The sequence below is a fragment of the Halomonas sp. ATBC28 genome, assembly GCF_005937175.1.
Lineage (GTDB): Bacteria > Pseudomonadota > Gammaproteobacteria > Pseudomonadales > Halomonadaceae > Vreelandella > Vreelandella titanicae.
The window spans coordinates 15,518-37,611 of record NZ_VCQL01000010.1; the positions used below are offsets into that span (position 1 = coordinate 15,518).

A 22,094-nucleotide genomic window follows, 5' to 3' on the forward strand; every position below is an offset into this window, starting at 1 on the left:
CGGCGAGGCTTTTTTTGGGGTTGGGATATTGTGGCTGGGATTATAGTTTTACTATGCTCCGCGTGCCGCCGTGTAAATTGTGTAGACGGATTGACTGGCCGTCATAAATAGTCGATTGCGGCTCTTGCCCGCAAAACACACGTTCGAGCAGACTTCAGGTAGCAATACTCGGCCCAGCAAGGTGCCTTCCGGTGAGAAAACCACTACTCCGTCGATACCTTCACCACCATTGGCACTTGACCAGATATTGCCATTCACGTCACAGGCCATGCCGTCGAAAATAGTGTCTTCGCTGGTCACGATAACTTGCCGGTCGCTGACACTGCGACCATCTTCACCCAGCGACCAGCGAATAATTCGCGCGGGTTCGTCGAAATGGGTGGGGGCACTGTCACTGGCGTAGAACCCTTCGCCATCCGGCGTTAATACAATGCCGTTTGGCTTATAAATATCGTCGGTCAGCATGATGGGCTCATCCAGGCTGTCATCGACGTAATAGATGGCCGTTTCTAGCTCCAGGTCTCGTTTTTTGCCCTCGTAGTCGAAGTGAGCTCCATAGCCTGGATCGGTGAAGATCACTCCACCCGAGGGCAGTGCCACCACGTCATTAGGGGCATTGAGCGGTTTGCCCTGATAGCGCTCGGCGAGCACCGTTGTGCTGCCGTCCCACTCGTAGCGTAAAACGCGTGAGGGATAGTGCTCGCAAGCAATTAGCCGCCCCTGATGATCGAAGGTATTACCGTTAGAGTGGCCGACATTGTCTCTCAATACGCTGACTTGACCAGTGGATTCGTCCCAGCGCATCTGCTTGGCACGAGGTATGTCGCTGAAAACAACATAACGACCTACGGCGTTCCATGCTGGCCCCTCTGTCCACAGACCTCCACTCCAGTGGCGTTCTAGAGGACTGTTAAAAATCATGTAATCACTAAAGCGGGAATCTTCGACTTTCCAGGCATCGATTGGGTATCGTTCCGGGGTGGAACCTTGTGAGCTCTGCAAAGCAAAAAGCTGGGGCGATGTGCCAACAGCGGCCAGGGCGGCCGATGCCGAAAGGAACTGACGGCGTCCAAGTTTCATAGCATTGTCCTGATGGTTGTTTGTTGATGTTGTTATGAGCGAAGTGAAACTGATGTTTCTTCCACCCTCAGGACAAATGTAGAACATAAGCGATTAAAAAACATACATTGGCTGCCCGGTTGGATTCAACCAGACAGCCAATCTTTATGCCATATGTGTGTCAGTGCGAAATAGCGTTGGCAACCGCCTTGCCTAGGCTTGCAGTGGTGCCTTCTCCACCCACATCGCGGGTAAGTACTGTGGCATCCCCTTCGCTCAATACTTCCTCAATGGCCGTGACTATTGCGTCACCGGCTTCTTTGTAACCGAGGTGCTCCAGCATCATGGCGCCTGACCAAATTTGACCGATAGGGTTGGCAATACCCTTACCGGCGATATCCGGCGCGCTGCCGTGTACTGGCTCGAACAAGCTCGGAAAGTTGCCTTCTGGGTTGATGTTGGCTGAAGGGGCAATGCCTATCGTGCCGGTGCAGGCGGGGCCGAGATCAGAAAGAATATCGCCAAACAGATTGCTGCCCACGACGACATCAAACCAATCCGGGTGGAGAACGAAGTTGGCGGTAAGAATATCGATATGAAATTTATCCACCGCGATTTCAGGGTAGCCCTTCGCCATTTCGACCACACGTTCATCCCAATACGGCATAGTGATTGAGATGCCGTTGGACTTGGTCGCGGAGGTGAGCTTTTTACGCGGGCGAGTTTGGGCCAGTTCAAAGGCGTATTTCAATACGCGGTCTACGCCGGTGCGGGTCATGACCGTGTCTTGAATGACCACTTCACGGTCGGTGCCTTCAAACATTTTGCCACCAACGCTTGAGTACTCGCCTTCAGTGTTCTCACGCACCACGTAAAAGTCTATATCGCCGGGTTTACGGCCTGCTAGCGGGCTTTTAATGCCGGGCATGAGCTTGCAGGGGCGCAGGTTGATGTACTGATCAAAGCGGCGCCGGAATTGCAGCAGTGAGCCCCACAGGGAAATATGGTCGGGGACTTTTTCGGGCCAGCCCACCGCGCCATAAAACAGCGCATCGAAGCCTTTTAACTGCTCAAACCAATCATCCGGCAGCATTTTGCCGTGTTCCAGGTAGTAGTCGCAGCTGCCAAACTCAAAGGTGGTGAACTCAAGATCAATATTAAAGCGCTTGGCGGTCGCTTCGAGGGCGCGGATGCCTTCAGGCATGACTTCGGTGCCGATGCCGTCACCGGCGATAATGGCAATACGGTGGGTCATAGTGGTTCCTTACCTTGTTAGTTACTTTTTATGCTTGTGAGTCGTGAGTCGTGAGTCGTGAGTCGTGAGTCGTGAATAGTAAATAGAGTGTAGCGGCTATTTTGGTGGAGATAATCAGGCTACCATTCAAGTTATTGTTGCGTGAAAGTGCAGAATGACTGAGGAGCGATATGGCGCACCTGGATGATTTGGCGTTTTTTCAGCACTTGGCGCGGGCGGGAAGCCTGACGGCGACTGCTCGCGAGCTGGGGCTATCGCTCTCGGCTGTAAGCAAGCGGCTAAAACAGTTGGAGGCGCGCCTGGGGGTAGAGCTAGCTGCTCGCACTACGCGGCGGTTGACGCTGACCGCAGAGGGTGAGCGCTACTTGGTCCGTGGCGCGCTGATTTTAGATGAGTTGGATGAGCTGGAAAATTCACTGGGTGAGGGAGTCGATCAGGCGCTTAGCGGACGTTTGCGGGTAAACGCCACTTTTGGCTTTGGGCGCCGCCATATTGCGCCACTGCTGTCCCGCTTTTGTGCCGATCACCCCGAGGTGGAGGGGTGGTTGGAGTTAACCAATTTTCCGCTCAATCTGAGCGATCACGGCTTTGATATTGGTATTCGCGTGGGCGAGCCACCGGAGTCGCGCTTGGTCGCTCGGCGTATTCTGGCCAATCGGCGGGTGCTCTGTGCGTCGCCTGCCTACATTGCCCAGGCGCCGTCTTTGCAAGTACCGGCAGATTTACAGCAGCACGCTTGTTTGGTGATTCGCGAGAACGACAGTGATTTCCCCCTCTGGCGCTTTGAACAAGTCGCTCAGTCTGCCAAAGGACTGCCTGGGCAGACACAGTCGATAAAGGTCAGCGGTCGATTAGCCAGCAACGATGGAGAGGTCATTACCCGCCTGGCCTTGGACGGCCACGGTGTCATGCTGCGCTCCTGGTGGGACGTTAACGAGCACCTTGCCAGTGGCGCATTGGTAGCGCTGTTGCCAGGCTGGCAGGGGGTGCGGGCAGATTTTTATGCGGTGTTTGAACAACGTCGCCATGTGCCCGCCCGGCTGCGCGCTTTTATTGACTATGTTCAGCGAGAGATAGCGGGGCGGGTACCAATATTGCCTGAAGGGAGCTAATCAGACGCTGCTTATCGGCTAGGACAAGCCTCGCTTTGGTTAACATCAATCAGCTCTTCAGTAGGGAACTCCAGCTCGGCTGCTCGCTGACGCAGGCGTCCTTCTGTCGCGCTATCCATTTCCGCTGTACGTGAAAGTATCCACAGGTAGTCGCGGTTAGGGCCTGCCACTAACGCCCACTGGTACTCCTCATCCAGCTCAAGGACGTTATAGCCGCCGTAAAAGGGGCCAAAGAAGCTTACCTTTAAGCGCCCAACGCTTTCATCGTCAATAAAGTAGGCGCGGCCTTCAGCCTCATCCCACTCTTGCTCTTCAAGGTTGTAACCACGGTTGATTACTCGAACACCGCCATCATCGCGCAGGCTGTAAGTAGCGGTCACGCAATCAAGACCGCGTTCAAAGGAGTGATCCAGGCGGGCAATTTCGAACCACTGACCCAGGTAGCGGTCTAGCTCAAAGTCTGCTACTGGCTGCGTGCCATCCGGAATGCCAGTGCAGCCGGTGAGTAGGGTCATACTAACGATGTTGCTTCCTAGCAGGGTTTTCATTAACGCGCTCCTTGGCGATGATTCGCGGGTGATCGACTATGGTTAGTGCTATCTGTTGCTATTTTGCCATACAGCAGGAGAAGGCGGTGATGGAGTGTTTTCGTTTACATAACAAATAAAGGAGTGTGTATGTGGTGCCAACAAGAGATTCATTTGCCCGAAATGGCGCGCGGCTTTCATTTGATTACGGATGATGTGGCCCGCGCACTGCCTTGTTTAAGTGACTGCCAGGCTGGCATGCTGCATTTACAGCTGATGCACACTTCTGCCTCGTTAACGCTCAATGAGAACACTGATCCGGATGTGCGCCACGATTTAGATGCTTTTCTGCGTCGACTGGTGCCCGAAGATTTACCCTATTTCCGCCACACCCTGGAAGGGCCTGATGATATGCCCGCCCATGTAGCCGCCAGCCTGCTGGGTACACAGCTAACTCTGGCGGTGCGCGATGGACGCCTGGCTTTAGGTACCTGGCAGGGCATATGGCTGGGAGAACACCGCAATCAGGCTGGGCCACGTCGATTACTGGCCACCCTAAACGGGTGTGAAGCGCGCTAGCTTGGCGCGCCACCTCGACTCAGCGTTGCTGTATAGTGGTTAATAACCTCATATTATCTTTGAAAAAGCGCTTTTAAATGCCACGACGCTCCTTTCTTCGCCTTTCCCGACAGCGCAGGTTGCGGCTGTTCTTTTTTCTTAATCTTGCTCTGGTGACTGGGCTAATTGCTCACCAAATTTGGTTGTATGTAGCAGAACCCAAATTTGAGTCGGTGCATACCCTTGAGGTGGCGAATATTCGCGAGGTGTTGAAGGAGCGAACCGACTATCGCTTTGCGGTGGTGGGCAATATCAATAACTCGGTGAGCGTGTTTCAAAAGGAGATTGTGCCGCTCATCAATCAGAGCGGCATCGACTTCCTGATTTCCGCTGGGAATGCCGTCAATAGTGGGCAGCAGGAGAGCTACCAGGCGATTTATCAGAGTCTGGAGCAGCTCAATGTCCCTTACTTACTCACCTACGGTGAAAATGAAGATAGCGATTTCGGTAGCTATCTGTTTTACGAATATTTTGGGCCGCACTTTTACTCGTTTGTAGCGGGCAATAGCCACTTTATCTTTCTTGACGGTACCGGCAAGTCCTCTACCTCTTGGCAGCTTGATTGGTTGGAGCGTGAGCTTACGGCCTCAGAAACACAGCATCGGTTTCTATTTGTTGGTTTGCCGCTGCACAACGTAGTGCGCGACGCGCCTCTGTTTGAAGCGGACAATTATCTCAATGATTCTCGCTTAGCCGATGGCATTATGGCGCTGGCAGAGGAACATGACGTTGACACCGTATTTTCCGCCAACTTAACGCTCTTTTCCCAGCAGACGATTAATGGCGTGGATTACGTGACCACCGGAGGCGCGGGAGGCATCCTCATCGATGCCGATAGCAGCTTTCACCACTACGTCATCGTCAATGTAGAGGGTGAGAATGTCGCTATTGCGCCGGTGCGGTTAAATGTGGATAGCCCTGGCTGGTGGCGGATGGTGAGTAGTGTGGCTTCCACGGTGTATGCATTTTTCTACGTTAGCTATACGCGGTTTTTGCTGATTGTGGGTATGTTGACGCTGCTCGCACTGCGCTTATATCGGCTAATTTTCGAAGATCGCGACTACTATCCTGATTTTGATATCGACCCAACGCCTTTCCTGGGTAAATCTCTGCGCGTAGCGATGATCTCTAATAACTACTTTCCTTTTGTATCGGGGGTATCGGTCTCGGTGGATCGCCTGCGCAATGGCTTATGCGATCTAGGCCACACCATCCAACTGTTAGTGCCGCGCTACCGAGAAACGTGGCAGGACGACAGTTCAATAAAACGCATCCCCACGCTAATGGCATTTGGGCAGAAGGGTGAGTTCCGGTTAACCAATCCGTTCAGTGCGCGTTTCCGCCGCTGCCTGCGTGGGTTTAAGCCGGATGTTATTCACGTTCATCATCCCTTTTGGCTCGGCTCCATGGGCCTGTTTATGGGGCGTCGGCTCAAGGTGCCAGTGATCTACACCTATCACACCCGCCTGGAGCACTATGCCCACTTCGTGCCGCTGCCCGGTGCGCTGTTTCGTAATTTGATTTCCCATACCCTGATTAAGCGCTTTTCTAATCGCTGCCAAGGAGTGATTGTGCCGACTTACTCCGCCGAGGAGTATCTGCGCATGATTGGAGTGAAAACACCTTCGCTGGTGCAGCCCACAGGCATTGATGTGGCACGCTTTTCTCACGTTGAGGAGAGTGAGTTGGAAGCGCTGCGCGAGCAATTAACTATCGACCCTGCAAGTAAAATATTGATCAGCGTCTCGCGGATTAGTAAGGAGAAAAACATTGGCTTTATGCTGGAGGCCCTCGCCGAACTTCAGTCACAGGGGCATGATGATCTTCATCTGCTACTGATTGGTGATGGGCCAGACCGGGAGGCGATTCAAAACCAAATCGATACTTTGAAACTGACCTCGCAGGTCACCCTGGTCGGAGCGGTGCCGCCGGAGCGCATGGCGCTTTATTACCATCTAGGCGATATATTTGTGTTTGCTTCGACCTCAGAAACCCAGGGTATGGTGATTCTTGAAGCAATGTCGGCGGGGTTGCCCGTCGTGGCGGTGCGCTCCAGCGGTATCGATGATGTGGTGCGCCAAGGGGGCAATGGGTTCAAAACACCGCAAAATCGTCAGGCCTGGGGGCAAAGGGTGGTTGAGTTAAAAGATAACGCTGAGCGACGCCGGGAGTTGGGTAAGCAGGCCAGCCACTTTGCTGAGGAGTTTGATATTGACAACTTTGCCTCAGCGGTGGCGGGCTTTTACGCCGAAGTGCTGGCCAAATATCACTCGCCTTCGCGGTGAGGCTGTTTTTTTGCCGCTTGGCGGCGGTTAGCATAGCGCTTAAGGCCTATTAACAAGCTAACGCCAGCCACTAGCCCGACAGCCGCTAAGATGATTTCTTTGGTCGAGGCAGCGGTGAACAGTGCGCCTAGCTGGCTGCCCAATAAGATCACCGCTGCCAGCCCCGGTACGATGCCCAGGGTGGAGCCGATCATATAGTCGCGAAACTTAAGGTGAAAAGCGCCCGCCAGCATATTGGTGAGCGTGAACGGGGCGAGTGGCAGCAGGTTAATCACCGTCATGGTGCGAATGCCGCGCTTGGATAAGTAACCCGATAGGCCACGCAGATGACGCCCGCCATAACGCATAAGCGCCTCACGGCCTAACCAGTGGCCTACCCAGTAAGACACAATCGAGGAGGTCAATGTGCCTAGCGTGGCGTACACCAGCCCCCATATCGGGCCAAACAGTAAGCCAGTCACCACCACCAGTAGGCTAAGTGGAAACATCACCAGCAAGGCACTGGCATAAGTGGCCATTACCGCAGCAAACATCCAGGGCGCGGTACGCCACTGGCGAATGTAAGCGATAAACTCGCTAAGGCGCGCCTGGGTGAGTAGGTCGTAGCGCTGCAGTACCTGCCACATGACGCCCAGCAGCACGACGATTACCAGCAGGCCTACGCCCTTACCCAATGTCCGCGACATGCCCACTCCCATCGGCTAAAAAAGCGCTAGCATACGCTAGCCGTCCAATGGGATGAAGGCGCTTTTCCATTAAGTGCAGTTGTTAATCAGCGGTTTATTAGTTGTTGAGCTGGGCTTCAATGACCGGCCAAGCGGGGTCGCCGTCAGTGGTGGTGACGTCTGCCAACATTGCTTCAATGCGTTCTGGGTGGTCGTTGATCCACTGTTCGGCGACGTCGGTAAGATCCTGCTCTTCCTGGCCAAACGCCTGAATCATCCAGCTCTGCTCTTCAGCCGAAAAGGTAAACTGCTCAAAGAACGTCACTACGTTAGGGGTGGCTTCAGCGTAGCCACTGCGCAGCAGCGTCAACACATCGCTTTCACCGTTGTTCTCACCGAACAGATCTTCAGGATCTTCCAGGTAGCGCATGGGCAGTTCAAGGTTCATCCAGTGGGGCGTCCAGCCTACCCAGACAATCGGTTCCTCACGGGAGATGGCATCACGTGCAGCGGAAAGCATGCCCACTTCACTGGTATCGACTACCTGCCAGTCACCTAACCCCCAGGTGTCATTGTCAATGGCATTGTGAAGAATCTCACTGGCAGCAGAGCCTGCGCCGAAGCCATAGATTTCACCCTCGAACTGCTCGCGATTTTCGTCTAAATCAGCAAAACTCTGAATGCCACTCTCATACAGATATTCCGGCACCGCCAGGGTCATTTGCGCACCATCGACGTTATTCGCCACGTCAATCAGTACACCCGACTCCTTGCGGGGATTGAACATCTCACGCTGGGCGGGCAGCCAAGCCCCTAGAAAGGCGTCGATATCGCCGCTTTCGATACCCTGGTAAATCACCTGTAGGCCGATTTCCTGGGTGCTGGTTTCGTAGCCGAGTGGGTTTAATAGCTGTTCGGCGATAGCCGTTTTTACTGTAATGCCGGGCCAGGCGGGCACACCGAAATCGAGGGTTTGGTCGTCGGTGTGAGCCGCCGAGGCAAATAGCGCGGTAGTGGCGAGGGCAATGCCTGAGGCGAGAGGCTTGAGGTGTGTCATAGGATCTCCTTGCTAGGTTTTTGTCTAATAGGTGTTGTTGTTAAACAGTGATATTGAATACCGCTAAACGTTACGGGCCAGCACGCGGAGGCGTGAAGCCAGCATATCGCGGTCTAAATAGGTGCCCTGTAAATGGCGTGCGCCGCTGTTAGGGTCGAACTCGCGCCGTCCGTGGAGTACGCGACGATTATCAAAAGCGACCATTTGACCAGGGCGAAGGGTGAACTCTAGCTGGTGCGCTTCGCTGTGGAACAGCTTCCACAATAGAGCGTAGGCGCTGTACCAGGCGTCCATCTGCTCTACTGGTAGGTGAAGGGCATCGCGAATCCAGTTATTCAGGCGCATCTCAACCAGATTGCCTGCGCTATCCAGAGTGATCACCGGTGCCCGCATTGAAATATCGTGGGTTTCATCCTGAAAGCGAAAATCAATCGGTGTTTCGCTAAGAATCGTCAGCGCTTCTGGAGACTCCTGGCGCAGAGCTTCTACGACCCGAGCGCCATCAGCAAATAACGATTCGCCGCCGCTGGCACCGTTTTGCAGGCAGTAGAGCAACTGAATGTCTGGCGGTTGGCGCCAGTTGGGTAAATCGATATGCAATGGCAACCCTACCGCGGTATAAGCCGCGTTGTTGGGATTGGGTTTGGAGCGCACATCAAAGCGGGCGCCAAAGTTGGTGGCGCGCAGGGGGCCAATACGTTCAGCTAAGCGGCTTACTTCCTCTTCTACCAATGGGCCGTCGGTAATCAGTGCCAGCCCGTCGCGTAGCATGGCGGTTAGCCAGGCTTTCTCGCCTAGAGGGGTTAAAAAATCACTATGGCTGATGTGCTCGGGAGTGAAGTTATCGACCCAAGGCTTAGCGTTGGGTACCGCAGAAGTCAGCTCGGCTTCCGGGCGGCGCTGGTAAAGCCAGCCGCTATGAAAGGCACTGACATGACCATCTTGCCATTGCAGGTGTAAGTGCCCATCTAGCAGAGCAACGCTGGGTGGCTCAGTGATGGGTTCAAGCGGCAGGTAGAGCCTTTCCCGGGTCTGCGGATGCCGGCAGGCCGGGCAGGCGCAGTGGTCGCGCAGCCAGAGCAGGGGCAGAGTGGTTTTTTGACCATCTAGCCACTCAAGGGCAATGCCATTGTGGGCAAGCGTCGCTTGAGTGAGTACCGGGCCCGCTTGATAAGGACTTAATTCGCCCATCTCAGGGGTGTTTGCATGGGGGGGCGTTAAGGTGGTCTCTGCTGTGCTGTTCATTAAAACTCCGATTCGCTCCCTCTGTGGCATTACGTAGGGGTGTGCGTTTGTGCCAACCAGGATGCGGAGTAGCCGCAGCAGTGACAAACGATTAATCTGACCCCTAAGACATCATTTAATTTATAGGTCTCTTTTTCATGAGCCAATTACCGCCATTGTTATGGCTACAAGCCTTTGAATCTGCGGCGCGTACCTTAAGCTTTACCGCTGCAGGCAATGAGCTTGGGGTTACCCAAGCGGCCATCAGCCAGCGCGTCAGGCTGCTGGAAGACCGGGTGGGGCAAAAGCTCTTTGTTCGTCATGCACGCAGCTTAACGCTTACCCCCGCTGGGCAGGCGTGGCTGCCCAGCATTCACGATGCGTTTGTGCGTATTAGTGAGGGCACCCTGGAGGTCTTTGGCAGCACCTCTGAGCAGCCAGTGACGCTGCGTGCCACGCCGGTTATTCAGCAGTCGTGGCTGGCGCCGCGTTTAATTGCCTTCCACCGAGCTCATCCCCAGGTGTCGATTCGTGTAGTAAGTGCTATCTGGCCCGATGACTTTGGCCCCGAAGGGGCGGATATCGAGATTCGCTATGGCAAAGGGGAGTGGACGGGCGTTGAAATGCAGCCGCTAGGCGAAGAGCAACTGCTGCCCGTTTGCTCGCAGGCGTTAGCGGACACGCTTACTGCGCCGAGCGATCTGGCTGGGCATACGCTGCTGCACGCTGTCGGTTTTGGCGTGGGGTGGCCGGGGTGGCTGCAGGAAGCGGGGGTTGCTCACCTGGAAGCGCAGTGCTGGTCGCTCACTTGCGATAACCAGGTGATGACACTGGCGCTTGCTAGCCAGGGCGGTGGCGTTGCGTTAACTCATCGACGCTTAATGGAGCAGCGTAGCGATTTGGTGGCGCCTTTTGAGCTCAGTGTGCCCAGCGATGAGCGCTTCTGGTTGGTTCGCCCTAGCCGGCGCCACGTTAGCGACGAATCCGAGCTGGTATGGCGGGGGCTTTGCGATTCAATGTGATAAGTGGTTATTGCTGTTTTAAAGTCTTTTCACCAATTTCCTTGCCATTTTGGTGCAGCCGTGAAAAATGATGCGCTTTCATTGTTTAAAAAGGCGTGATCTTCATGGACTTTACTCTCCCTCCGTTGCTGACATCGCTGGTGGATCGCGGCAACGGCTTGCTCTGGGGCAGCGTGCTGATTTATCTGCTGATTGGCGCGGGTCTCTATTTTACTGTGATGACACGCGGTATTCAGCTGCGCTATTTCGGCCATATGTTTAAGCTGCTGGGCAGCTCCCGACAATCAAACGGCGGTATCTCTTCGTTTCAAGCGCTCTCAACCAGTCTGGCGGCCCGAGTCGGTACCGGTAACCTGGCGGGTGTCGCGGTGGCTATTTATTTTGGTGGCCCTGGGGCCATTTTCTGGATGTGGATGACCGCAATGGTTGGGATGGCGACCAGTTTTGTGGAGTCCACCCTGGCTCAGGCGTACAAAACAGACCACGGCGACAACACCTTCCGCGGCGGCCCTGCGCGTTATATTGAGCGTGGTTTGGGCTTGCGCTGGCTGGCTGTGCTGTTCTCTATCTGTTTGATCATTGCCTTTGGGTTAGCGTTCAACAGCGTTCAGGCCAACTCTATCGCCCAGGCCATGGAACAGGCGTTCGCCATTCCCACCTGGGCCATGGGGTTAGTTTTGATGGCTGTTGTGGCGCCGATCATCTTCGGCGGTTTGAAGTCGATTGCCAAGGTGGCTGAACTGGTGGTTCCGCTTATGGCGCTGCTCTACTTAATTCTGGCGCTGGTGGTAGTCGGGTTGAATATCAGTGACTTGCCCGCAGCGATCATGACCATTGTGCGCAGTGCATTTGGCTTTGAGCAGGCGGCCGGTGGGGCAGTAGGCTACGCGGTATCCCAGGCGATTATGAACGGCATTCAGCGCGGGCTGTTTTCCAATGAAGCGGGGATGGGCTCAGCGCCCAATGCCGCGGCCACGGCCTCTACGCGGCCAGATCATCCTGCTGCCCAGGGCTTTATTCAGATGCTCGGGGTGTTTCTGGATACCCTAGTGATCTGTACGGCCACGGCGGCGATCATCATTATGGCGGGGCCGGAGCTGATGGCGGGCGATGAGAACAACGGCATTCAGTTGACCCAAATGGCGCTTTCCAGCCATGTGGGCGATTGGGGTGGTATGTTTATCGCGGTGGCGATTCTGCTGTTTGCGTTTACCTCGGTGATTGCCAACTACTCCTACGGCGAGTCAAACATTGAGTACCTGGCCGGGCGCCGCGCCCCGGTTGCCGTGTTTATTTACCGCTTAGCGGTGCTGGCGATGATTATGATTGGTTCGGTGGCAAGCCTGGGGGCGATTTGGAACTTCGCCGACCTCTCTATGGGTATGATGGCTATTATTAACCTGGTCGCTATTCTGCTTCTCTCGCCAGTAGCTTTCGCACTCTTCCGCGACTACGAAGCGCAGTTGAAAGCGGGCAAAGAGCCTGTGTTTGATCCCAGCCTTTTTCCCAAGCTGGTTAATAAAGTCGATCCCAAGGCCTGGCCCAAGAAGTAATCAAGCTTAAGAAAACGAGCTATAGTCATCTAATCCACTGGCTGTGCCCCGCTTCGCATTTTGCGTCGCGGGGCTTTTTATTTTATTGGCCGTCGCATGATTCGATTTAATCGAATATAAGTCGGAAAACGTTGCGCTTTTGCTTATTAGAAAGCGCCGTAGAATAGCTTCCAATCCTTCCGTGTACATTTTGGAGCTTTCAATGACGACTCGTGCCCTGGTAATTACCTCTTCTATTCTGGCTGAAAACGGCCAATCCATTGCGTTGGCTAATCGCTTTATCGAGCAGGCGAGCGCCCGCAACGATGTAAACGTTACTCAGCGTGACGTGGTGAAAACCTCGCTCCCTCACCTGGATATTAGCGAACTGGGGGCTTGGCAGGTGGCGGCCGCAGAGCGTACCGCTGAGCAGCAGGCGTTAGCCGCGCGCTCGGACGAACTGCTGACTGAGCTGCGCACCAATGATGTGCTGGTCATTGCGGTACCGATGTACAACCTGGGTATTCCTTCACAGCTGAAGGCGTGGTTTGACCGTGTTCTGCGTGCCGGTGAAACGTTCCGCTATACCGAAAACGGCCCGCAAGGGTTGGTAGAAGGCAAGCGAGCGATTATTCTGGCAGCGCGGGGTGGTCAGTACGCGGGTACGGAATTTGACAGCCAAACACCACACCTGAAAGCCATGCTGGGGCTGATGGGAATTAAAGAGGTTGACGTGGTCTATGCTGAAGGGCTGAATTTGGGTGAGCAGCAGCGCGAAGCTGCAATAAAAGAAGCTTTCCAAGCGATCGATCAACTGGTTGAGGGGCTTTAAGCACATTCAGAAGTGCCCTCAAGAAATAAAAGGATAGTCACATGGCTCGGCCGGAATTACTCGAACAGATTTACACTATTGTCGATCAAATTCCGCCGGGCCGGGTGACGACCTATGGCCGCATTGCCGCCATGACCGAAGGTGCTACCCCACGCATGGTAGGTTCGGCAATGCGCCACCTGCCGGATGGCCACCAGTTGCCTTGGCATCGCGTGATCGCATCGTCTTTGAAGCTTGCCGATCACGGTGGCGCCGAACGCCAGCATCGTAAGCTACGCGATGAAGGGGTGTTGTTTGATGCCAAAGGCCGAGTGCCCGCGCACCTCGTCTGGCCTGATTAAGCTGCTGTCATTGCGAGGAGCTTGCGACGAAGCAATCTAGGCAGATGTGGCCATAACCCCGAGATTGCTTCGCTTCGCTCGCAATGACATGTGAGGGTGCGTTCGCAATGACATTAGCGGAATCTGACGCGAACACAACCACGCCGCCCAATTTGGGCGGCGTGGTTGTATTTATGAATTGCGTTGGTGAGCCTTCTCGCGATTCACCATTCACCATTCAATCCTCCAAATTAGCACCCGATTTCCACGACCAGTCGCGCCAGCGTAGGTCAAACAGATCCTTGCGGCGGTCTTTAAGGTTGGTCACCGAACCTTCGGCACGTACCACCGTTAGGCGAGTGAGATCCAGATCCGAGAAGAAGATCATCTCGGTATTGGGCGTGGTTTCCGCCAGCACTGCATCGTGGGGGAACGCGAAGTCAGATGGCGAGAACACCGCTGATTGGGCGTACTGGATATCCAGGTTTTCAATCGAAGGCAGGTTGCCGACGCTGCCGCAGAGCACCACGTAGCACTCATTTTCGATCGCCCGCGCTTGACTGCAATGGCGCACGCGCAGGTAACCGTTTTTGGTGTCGGTCCAGAAGGGCACAAACAGAATGTCCATGTCCTGGTCGGCCAGCAGTCGGCCAAGTTCCGGAAACTCCACGTCGTAGCAGATCAGTATGCCCACGCGGCCAGCGTCGGTATCGAACACCTGTAGCTCATCGCCGCCCTCGATCACCCAGTCGCGACGCTCTTGAGGCGTAATATGCAGCTTGGCCTGGCGCTCAACGGTGCCGTCACGGTGGAAGAGGTAGGCGATGTTGTAGAGTCGGTCATCGTCACCCACTTCAATCATCGAGCCGCCGACAATATTGATATTGTAAGAGACCGCCATACGCGACAGTTCAGACTTAAAGCGCTCGGTGAAACCGGCCAAAAAGCGAATCGCGCCCATTTGATCCTGCTGGGCGGCGCGGTCTTGGAGGCCCATCAACGGCGCGTTGAATAGCTCAGGGAAAACGGCAAAGTCACTTTGATAGTCGGAGAGCGCGTCTACGAAGTACTCGATCTGCTGAAGCGCGGCTTCCACCGATGAAAACTCACGCATCTGCCACTGCACCGCACCCACCCGTACTTGGGTCGGTTTGTTGTCGAGCACACTGGCAGCGGGCTCAAACAAAATGTTGTTCCACTCCAACAGGGTGGCGTAACCGCGAGACTGCTCATCTTCAGGCAGGTATTTGCGCAGTAGGCGCTTTACCTGAAAATCGTTGGCCTGCTGGAAAGAGAGAATCGGGTCGTAGATCTCTTTGCGCGAGACTTTATCGATGTATTGGGCAGGCGTGAGTTCATCGGCGTGCTGGTGATACTCAGGAATACGCCCACCGGCTAAAATCGCCCGTAGGTTCATTGAGCGACATAGCTCTTTACGCGCTTCGTAAAGGCGGCGGCCCAGGCGATAACCGCGGTAATCTGGGTGAATCAGTACATCCAGCCCGTACATGGCGTCGCCATCCTCGTCATTGAGGATGATCTCGCGATGGCCAATCAGGTCATCGTACTTATGCGGGTTGGAAAATTCGTCGTAATCCACCTGAACGGTGAGTGCTACGCCCACCAGAAGGCCATCGTCTTCAATGGCGATTTGGCCGTCGGGGAATTCCTGAATTAATTTGTCGATGGTGTGCTTCGGCCATGACCCGCCGATATCGTGATAGACGGCGTCCATCAATGCCTTGAGCTGATCGTAGTCATCACTCATTAGGTTGCGCAGATTAAGATGCAGTTCTTCCAGGGACATATCAGGGCTTCCCAGCGTTAGAAATCGACGGCCATTCTAGCATTATCGGGCGCTGCTCGGCTTATCCGAGGTTAAACCACGTGCTAACGGGCGTGTCAGCGTTTGCGCCATGATGACACCCGCCAGAATCAGCAGCCCACCGGTAAAGTGGAACCCTGCCACTTGTTCACCCAAGAAGGCCATCGCAATCAGTGCGCTAAACAGTGGCATTAGGTTGATGAAAATACTTGATTGATTGGCACCGATCTGGCGAACTGCGCGCATCCACAAAAAGGTGGTGATGATCGAGGCAGGAATGCCCGCGTAGACAATCAGGCCGATATTCTGACTATCAATAGGTGTCATTGGCCCCATCAAATAAGGCGGTAACAAGAACAGCACCGCAAAACAGACTTGGGCGTAAAGCATCACCCAGGGCGGTAAATTCATCGACCAGCGTTTGAGCATCACCCCATATAGCGCGTAGCAAGTGGCTGCTACCACCATCAGCGCATCACCAAGGGCAACCTCTAGCTGTAGCAGCGAGAGCGGATTACCACGCCCTAGCAGAACGGTAACCCCCACGAAGGCCAGCACGCCGCCCACGATGCCACCCAGGGTCGGCGGCTCGCGAAGAATCAGCGCGCTCAGCAGTACCGTTAACAACGGCACCATGGCGGCGAGAATCCCCATGTTGGTAGCGGTCGTCGTTTCTGCCGCCACATAGGCCAGCCCTTGCCATAGGCCCATGCCGAGTAGTCCAAGCAGCGCTAGCTTGGGCCACTGGCGGCGAATTTCGTCGCGGTGGCGTAACGATGCAGGGAGTACAAACGGGGTCATCACCGCAAGGGCAAGCAGCCAGCGTAAAAAAGCGATACTGCTTGGCGCGATGGCGCCTACGCTAAGCTGATTAATGGTCATATTGCCCGACCAGATAAGCACGGTGGCGAGTGGCGGCAAAAAATACATCAAGGGCATAGCAACGGTTCCTTATCGTTAGCCGGGTAATGTGACGCGAATTTGCACACTGGGCAAGGGGGAGAACGGCAAACCTGGCAATATTCAGATAGGTAAAGGTCTGTACGTTGCGGCGAGTATGTCATACGCTTGTTTGAATGCGTTTTAACACTGTTACTAATAATACCAAGGAGTACCGTGATGACCCGTGCGCCCGCCTATCCGCACCTTTTTCGCCCGCTGACCATTGGCCATTTGACGCTGCCCAACCGCGTTTTGATGGGCTCTATGCATACCAATTTGGAAGAGGCGCCCAATGGCTTTGAACGCTTAGCGGCATTTTATGCCGAGCGTGCGCGGGAGGGGGTTAGCCTGATCGTCACCGGCGGTATTGCCCCTAATGCGGAAGGCGCCGTATTCCAGGGCGCCCACGCGCTCGTTGATGAGGCGCAGTTGCCAGAACACCGCCAAGTGGCAGACGCGGTGCATGCTGAGGGCGGTCATCTGTGCATGCAGATTCTTCATGCCGGGCGCTACGCCTACTCGCCGGATTTGGTAGCACCTTCGGCTATCCAGGCGCCGATCAATCCCTTTATGCCTAGAGCACTTTCTAGCGATGAGGTTGAGCAACAAATTGCTGACTACGTTCGCTGCGCAAGCTTAGCCAAACAGGCGGGCTACGATGGCGTTGAGATCATGGGGTCAGAAGGTTATCTGATCAATCAGTTTATCTGTCAGCGTACCAACCAGCGTGACGATGAGTGGGGCGGGGCGTTTGAAAACCGGATGCGTTTTGCCGTTGAGATCGTGCGCCGTGTTCGCGAAGCGGTGGGTGAACGATTTGTGATTATCTTCCGCCTCTCGATGATTGATTTGGTCGAAGAGGGCAGCACCTGGGAAGAGGTCGTCACGCTGGGCCAGGCGATCGAAGCCGCCGGGGCGAACGTGATCAACACTGGTATCGGTTGGCACGAAGCGCGGGTGCCCACCATTGTGACCAGCGTGCCCCGCGCTGCCTTTACCGAGGTGACCCGGCGGATCAAATCAGCACTATCGATTCCGTTGATTACCACCAACCGCATCAATATGCCTGAGGTAGCCGAGCGCGTACTGGCGGCGGGCCACGCGGATATGGTCTCCATGGCGCGGCCTTTCCTGGCAGATCCCGCCTGGATACGCAAAGCCGAAGAGGGGCTGGCAGAAGAGATCAATACCTGTATCGCCTGTAACCAGGCCTGCCTGGATCACACCTTTGCCGGAAAGCTGACCTCCTGTTTGGTCAACCCCCGTGCCTGTCATGAAACCGAACTGGTGATAGAGCCCGCGCAAACCCCTAAACGCGTCGCCGTGGTGGGCGGTGGGCCGGCTGGGTTGGCAACGGCCGTGACAGCTGCTAGCCGCGGACACAACGTGGTGCTGTTCGAACAGCGCAGTGAGCTGGGCGGGCAGTTTAACTACGCGCGTAAGATTCCCGGCAAAGAGGAGTTTAATGAAACCCTGCGCTACTACCGGGTGATGCTGGAGAAATATGCGGTAGAAGTACGTCTAAATACTACGGCAAGCGCAGAAACCCTCGCCGATTTCGATGAGGTGGTCATGGCCACCGGCGTTAAGCCCCGGGAACTCAATCTTCCAGGTCACGACCACGGCAAGGTGCTGAGCTACGCCGAAGCGATTGAATCCCCTGAGCGTGTTGGGCGTAAAATAGCGGTGATTGGCGCGGGAGGTATTGGTTTTGATGTCTCCGAACTGCTGGCCCACCAAGGCCACCCAGCCTTGGACATTGCCGACTGGTGCGACGAGTGGGGCGTTGATTTGGCCGTCGGCGAGCGGGGCGGTTTAAAAGCGCCGACGGCGCCCGTGGTTCCCCGCGAAATTGTCATGCTCCAGCGCAAAACCTCCAAGCCCGGCAAGTACCTGGGGAAAACCACCGGCTGGGTTCACCGCGCATCGCTTAAGCAGCGGGGGGTGAAAACCCTCACCGGCTGCGAATACCTCAAAATCGACGACGAAGGGCTGCATATTCGCCGCGATGGCGTTGACCAAGTACTTGCCGTGGATAGCGTGGTGGTATGCGCCGGGCAGGAGTCAGTGCGTGATCTGCTGGCGCCGCTGGAGCGTTCGCGGGCGGCGGTACATATAATCGGCGGCGCGGATGAAGCCAGCGAGCTGGATGCCAAGCGGGCAATTGAGCAGGGCACTCGATTGGCCGCTAGCCTATAGGCTGGATAGAGTAAATTTCATAAATCCCCATTCACCATGTTCGAGGGCAGGTTGAAGCGAGGGTCTTTCGCCATGGCCGGAAAATGTTCCTGACAATTCCGGCATTTCCGCCATCCATGGCGGTCAGATGGCGAAAGTAGCGTCCATGGACGGATTCACAGCGCCCTCGCGGAAACCTGCCCTCGGCCACCGACGTGTCCCGAGATAGTTCTGTGTAGGTGAGTTGAGCGGGTGACGTTAGCCCATAAATGGCGATAGACTAAATGACTAATCTAGTTATTAAGAATAGCTAGATATTAAAGGCGCGAGTGGCACCCAGCTCGCGCCGTTCGATTGCCAGATAAAAGGACTGTCGTCATGACCTCGGAGTGTAGCCCGCGTTTTTTAGCCAGTGATAACACCTCCGGTATCTGCCCGGAGGCGATGGAATATCTACTAGAAGCCAATCGTTGCGATGACTTGGCCTACGGTAACGATCTCTGGACAGCCCGTGCCGCGGATCGCTTTCGCGAGATGTTTGACTACGACTGTGATGTCTTCTTCGTTTTCAACGGCACCGCCGCTAACTCCCTGGCACTCTCTGCAATGGGACGCAGCTACCACAGCGTTATTTGCCACGAGCTGGCGCATATCGAAACCGACGAGTGCGGCGGTCCAGAGTTCTTCTCTAACGGAGCGAAGCTGCTGACCTCTCCGGGTGCCAATGGCAAGCTAACTCCGGAAGGCATTGAGGCGCTGGTCACCAAGCGCAGCGATATTCACTACCCAAAACCTAAAGTGGTATCGCTCACGCAAGCCACCGAAGTGGGCACGCTCTACTCACGGGAAGAGCTCATGGCTATTCGCGCCATTGCTGATAAACATGACTTGCGCCTGCACATGGACGGCGCCCGCTTTGCCAACGCTTGCGCCAGCCTAAATGCCACTCCGGCAGAAATTACCTGGCAGGTGGGAGTGGATGCGCTGTGTTTTTCGGGTACCAAAAACGGCTTAGCGTTTGGCGAAGCGATTCTATTTTTTAACCGCGAATTAGCTGAGGATTTTTCCTACCGCTGCAAGCAGGCAGGGCAGTTGGCTTCCAAGATGCGCTTTGTCTCAGCACCCTGGTTAGGGCTACTAGAAAGCGGTGCCTGGTTAACTAACGCACAGCACGCCAACGAGATGGCGCGCTACCTATCGGAAGGGCTGCAAGCGCTACCCGGCGTATCGCTCATGTTCCCTACCCAAGCCAATAGCGTGTTCGTTGAATTGCCGCCCCACGCTATTGAAGCGTTGAAAGCTAAAGGCTGGACCTTCTATACCTTTATTGGCGCAGGTGGCGCGCGTTTTGTATGTGCGTGGAACACCACCGTTGAATTGCTGGATGGTCTATTGGCCGATATTAGCGCGGTACTTGAGCGTTAAAGCCGTCAGTTACTCTCTTTTTTGCCGCTGTTGGGCGCTTTTGACCTAGTGATGTCGCTGCCTAAAGCAGCGACATCACTGCTTTAGCGCTTTGCGTTTATTTGAGATGCTTGGACTAACGCAACTATTCGTCTGAATAATTCTCTTATCTATATCGCTGCTGCGTTGAAGGTTTTAGTCATCACTTTTTGCTAATGCTGACTACGCTAAAAAAGCGACACCTCGTTTGGCACGCCGTTGCGTAACATTTGGCTTGACGGTGACTGCCTGGGGATGGGCCACAGGAGAGTTTCATGAGCATCTTTGATCACGTTCAAGACCGTTTTTCCCGCGTTCAGCAAGAGGACATGAGCCTGGAGGAGTACCTGGCGCTTTGTCGCCGTGATCCGAAGGTTTATGCCAGCGCCGCCGAGCGCATGCTGGAAGCCGTAGGCGAGCCTGAAGTGATCGACACGGCGAAAGACCCGCGTCTATCACGTATTTTTTCCAATAAAGTGATTCGTCGCTATCCAGCCTTTGCCGAGTTTCACGGTATGGAGGAGGCCATTGAGCAAATCGTCTCCTACTTCCGCCATGCGGCTCAAGGGCTTGAAGAGCGCAAACAGATTCTCTATCTGCTTGGCCCTGTGGGCGGCGGTAAGTCGTCGCTGGCAGAGCGTCTTAAGCTGCTGATGGAGCGGATTCCGTTCTATGCCATTAAAGGCTCGCCGGTCTACGAGTCGCCGCTTGGCTTGTTCTCACCCGAAGAGGACGGCGAACTGCTCGAGAAAGAGTACGGTATCCCACAGCGCTATTTGCGCAGCGTAATGTCGCCCTGGGCGGCAAAACGGCTGAATGAGTACGGCGGCGATATCTCCCAGTTCCGGGTAGTGCGTTTGTACCCATCACGGCTTAACCAGATCGCTATTTCCAAAACCGAGCCAGGGGATGAGAACAACCAGGATATCTCGTCGCTGGTGGGTAAAGTCGATATTCGCCAATTGGAGCTTTACTCCCAGGATGATCCGGATGCCTACAGCTTCTCCGGCGGTTTATGCCGTGCTAACCAGGGGCTGATGGAGTTTGTGGAGATGTTCAAAGCGCCGATCAAGGTGCTGCATCCACTGCTTACCGCGACGCAAGAGGGTAACTACAACCCCACCGAAGGCATGGGGGCGATTCCCTTTGATGGCGTGATTCTGGCCCACTCCAACGAGTCGGAATGGCAGGCGTTTCGCAATAACCGCAACAACGAAGCGTTCCTTGACCGGGTTTATATCGTCAAGGTGCCTTATTGTTTGCGGGTTACCGAAGAGATCAAGATCTATCAAAAACTGCTCGAAGACTCCTCGCTTAACGCCGCGCCCTGCGCACCGGACACGCTGCGCATGCTGGCCCAGTTCTCGGTACTGTCACGGCTAAAAGCGCCGGAAAACTCCAATATTTACTCGAAAATGCGCGTTTACGACGGTGAAAATCTGAAAGACACCGACCCTCGCGCCAAGTCGATTCAGGAGTACCGCGACGCCGCAGGCGTTGACGAGGGTATGCAGGGGCTTTCCACCCGCTTTGCATTCAAGATTCTTTCTAAGGTATTTAACTTCGACAGCACCGAGGTGGCCGCTAACCCAGTCCATTTACTTTATGTGCTTGAGCAGGCGTTGGAGCGTGAGCAGCTGCCATCGGAAGTGTTTGAGCGCTACTTGGGCTTTATCAAAGAGTATATGGCGCCTCGTTACGTGGACTTTATTGGTAAGGAGATCCAGACCGCTTACCTCGAATCCTATAGCGAGTATGGCCAGAATATCTTTGACCGCTACGTAACCTACGCAGATTTCTGGATTCAGGATCAGGAGTACCGCGATCACGAAACCGGCGAGTTGCTAGACCGCCAGGCGCTCAACGAAGAGCTGGAGAAAATTGAAAAACCTGCGGGTATCTCGAATCCCAAAGACTTCCGCCACGAGGTGGTCAATTTTGTGCTGCGGGCGCGGGCGCAAAACAATGGTATGAACCCGAGCTGGCAGTCCTATGAAAAGCTCAAGGGCGTTATCGAGCACAAAATGTTCGCCAATACCGAAGAGCTGTTGCCGGTTATTTCGTTCAATGCCAAGGCTTCTCGCTCGGATCAGAAAAAGCACGAAGACTTTGTGGCGCGGATGGTCGATCGCGGCTACACCGAAAAACAGGTGCGGTTGCTATCCGAGTGGTATCTGCGCGTGCGCAAGTCCCAGTAA

General features: G+C 54.9%; 18 protein-coding genes. 10 read left to right on the top strand and 8 right to left on the bottom strand.

Annotated elements, in window-relative coordinates; translation table 11 throughout:
* Positions 1-51 precede the first annotated feature (51 nt).
* Together E0L35_RS12810 and E0L35_RS12815 are read right to left on the bottom strand one after the other, a co-directional pair.
* Positions 52-1,080, bottom strand: coding sequence for an SMP-30/gluconolactonase/LRE family protein (locus E0L35_RS12810; RefSeq protein ID WP_138800477.1), 1,029 nt, complete (start codon positions 1,078-1,080; stop codon positions 52-54).
* Positions 1,081-1,240: 160 nt separating this feature from the next.
* Positions 1,241-2,314: a tartrate dehydrogenase gene (locus tag E0L35_RS12815; RefSeq protein WP_138800478.1), complete on the bottom strand. Its 1,074-nt coding sequence runs from the start codon at positions 2,312-2,314 to the stop codon at positions 1,241-1,243.
* Positions 2,315-2,484: 170 nt separating this feature from the next.
* Here E0L35_RS12815 and E0L35_RS12820 point away from each other — a divergent pair, with 170 nt between their 5' ends.
* Positions 2,485-3,426, top strand: a complete 942-nt coding sequence (locus E0L35_RS12820; RefSeq protein WP_138800479.1) for a LysR family transcriptional regulator — start codon at positions 2,485-2,487, stop codon at positions 3,424-3,426.
* A gap of 11 nt (positions 3,427-3,437) precedes the next feature.
* Here the strand turns inward: E0L35_RS12820 and E0L35_RS12825 are convergent, their stop codons facing one another.
* The gene (locus E0L35_RS12825) at positions 3,438-3,941 is read right to left on the bottom strand and encodes a lipocalin family protein (protein ID WP_249362141.1); all 504 of its coding nucleotides are present in this window, start codon (positions 3,939-3,941) and stop codon (positions 3,438-3,440) included.
* Positions 3,942-4,103: 162 nt separating this feature from the next.
* Between E0L35_RS12825 and E0L35_RS12830 the strand changes: the two genes are divergently transcribed.
* Together E0L35_RS12830 and E0L35_RS12835 are read left to right on the top strand one after the other, a co-directional pair.
* On the top strand, positions 4,104-4,532 hold the full coding sequence (locus E0L35_RS12830) for a secondary thiamine-phosphate synthase enzyme YjbQ (protein WP_022522705.1): 429 nt from the start codon (positions 4,104-4,106) through the stop codon (positions 4,530-4,532).
* Between the two features lie 77 nt (positions 4,533-4,609).
* Positions 4,610-6,856 carry a glycosyltransferase gene (locus E0L35_RS12835; protein WP_138800481.1) on the top strand — a complete coding sequence of 749 codons (2,247 nt, stop codon included), beginning with the start codon at positions 4,610-4,612 and terminating at the stop codon, positions 6,854-6,856.
* Here the strand turns inward: E0L35_RS12835 and E0L35_RS12840 are convergent.
* The 3 genes from E0L35_RS12840 to E0L35_RS12850 form a co-directional block, all read right to left on the bottom strand.
* Positions 6,838-7,542 carry a TVP38/TMEM64 family protein gene (locus E0L35_RS12840; RefSeq protein WP_171051150.1) on the bottom strand — a complete coding sequence of 235 codons (705 nt, stop codon included), beginning with the start codon at positions 7,540-7,542 and terminating at the stop codon, positions 6,838-6,840. The two genes, E0L35_RS12835 and E0L35_RS12840, sit on opposite strands and share 19 nt — an antisense overlap.
* Positions 7,543-7,639: 97 nt before the next feature.
* Entirely contained in the window at positions 7,640-8,578 is a 939-nt protein-coding gene (locus E0L35_RS12845) for an ABC transporter substrate-binding protein (RefSeq protein WP_138800483.1), read from the bottom strand.
* A 63-nt stretch (positions 8,579-8,641) separates the two neighbouring features.
* Positions 8,642-9,823: a TauD/TfdA family dioxygenase gene (locus E0L35_RS12850; RefSeq protein ID WP_022522708.1), complete on the bottom strand. Its 1,182-nt coding sequence runs from the start codon at positions 9,821-9,823 to the stop codon at positions 8,642-8,644.
* Between the two features lie 137 nt (positions 9,824-9,960).
* Here E0L35_RS12850 and E0L35_RS12855 point away from each other — a divergent pair, with 137 nt between their 5' ends.
* The 4 genes from E0L35_RS12855 to E0L35_RS12870 all read left to right on the top strand — a co-directional run bounded on the left by E0L35_RS12855 (position 9,961) and on the right by E0L35_RS12870 (position 13,529).
* Positions 9,961-10,824, top strand: coding sequence for a LysR substrate-binding domain-containing protein (locus E0L35_RS12855; RefSeq protein WP_022522709.1), 864 nt, complete (start codon positions 9,961-9,963; stop codon positions 10,822-10,824).
* Between the two features lie 104 nt (positions 10,825-10,928).
* Positions 10,929-12,377 (top strand): sodium:alanine symporter family protein, encoded by a 1,449-nt coding sequence (locus E0L35_RS12860; protein ID WP_022522710.1) that lies wholly within the window; start codon positions 10,929-10,931, stop codon positions 12,375-12,377.
* 202 nt (positions 12,378-12,579) lie between these two features.
* Positions 12,580-13,188 carry an NAD(P)H-dependent oxidoreductase gene (locus E0L35_RS12865; RefSeq protein ID WP_022522711.1) on the top strand — a complete coding sequence of 203 codons (609 nt, stop codon included), beginning with the start codon at positions 12,580-12,582 and terminating at the stop codon, positions 13,186-13,188.
* A gap of 41 nt (positions 13,189-13,229) precedes the next feature.
* On the top strand, positions 13,230-13,529 hold the full coding sequence (locus tag E0L35_RS12870) for an MGMT family protein (protein WP_022522712.1): 300 nt from the start codon (positions 13,230-13,232) through the stop codon (positions 13,527-13,529).
* A gap of 217 nt (positions 13,530-13,746) precedes the next feature.
* Here E0L35_RS12870 and E0L35_RS12875 read toward each other — a convergent pair whose 3' ends face one another.
* Positions 13,747-15,315: a bifunctional GNAT family N-acetyltransferase/carbon-nitrogen hydrolase family protein gene (locus E0L35_RS12875; protein WP_022522713.1), complete on the bottom strand. Its 1,569-nt coding sequence runs from the start codon at positions 15,313-15,315 to the stop codon at positions 13,747-13,749.
* A gap of 42 nt (positions 15,316-15,357) precedes the next feature.
* Positions 15,358-16,272, bottom strand: coding sequence for a DMT family transporter (locus tag E0L35_RS12880; protein ID WP_138800484.1), 915 nt, complete (start codon positions 16,270-16,272; stop codon positions 15,358-15,360).
* 180 nt (positions 16,273-16,452) lie between these two features.
* Here E0L35_RS12880 and E0L35_RS12885 point away from each other — a divergent pair, with 180 nt between their 5' ends.
* From E0L35_RS12885 to E0L35_RS12895, 3 genes are all read left to right on the top strand, one after another.
* Positions 16,453-18,474, top strand: a complete 2,022-nt coding sequence (locus tag E0L35_RS12885; protein WP_138800485.1) for an NADPH-dependent 2,4-dienoyl-CoA reductase — start codon at positions 16,453-16,455, stop codon at positions 18,472-18,474.
* A gap of 357 nt (positions 18,475-18,831) precedes the next feature.
* Positions 18,832-19,878, top strand: a complete 1,047-nt coding sequence (locus tag E0L35_RS12890; protein ID WP_027960137.1) for a low specificity L-threonine aldolase — start codon at positions 18,832-18,834, stop codon at positions 19,876-19,878.
* A 293-nt stretch (positions 19,879-20,171) separates the two neighbouring features.
* Complete coding sequence (locus E0L35_RS12895) at positions 20,172-22,094, top strand: PrkA family serine protein kinase (protein ID WP_009287654.1); 1,923 nt, start codon at positions 20,172-20,174, stop codon at positions 22,092-22,094.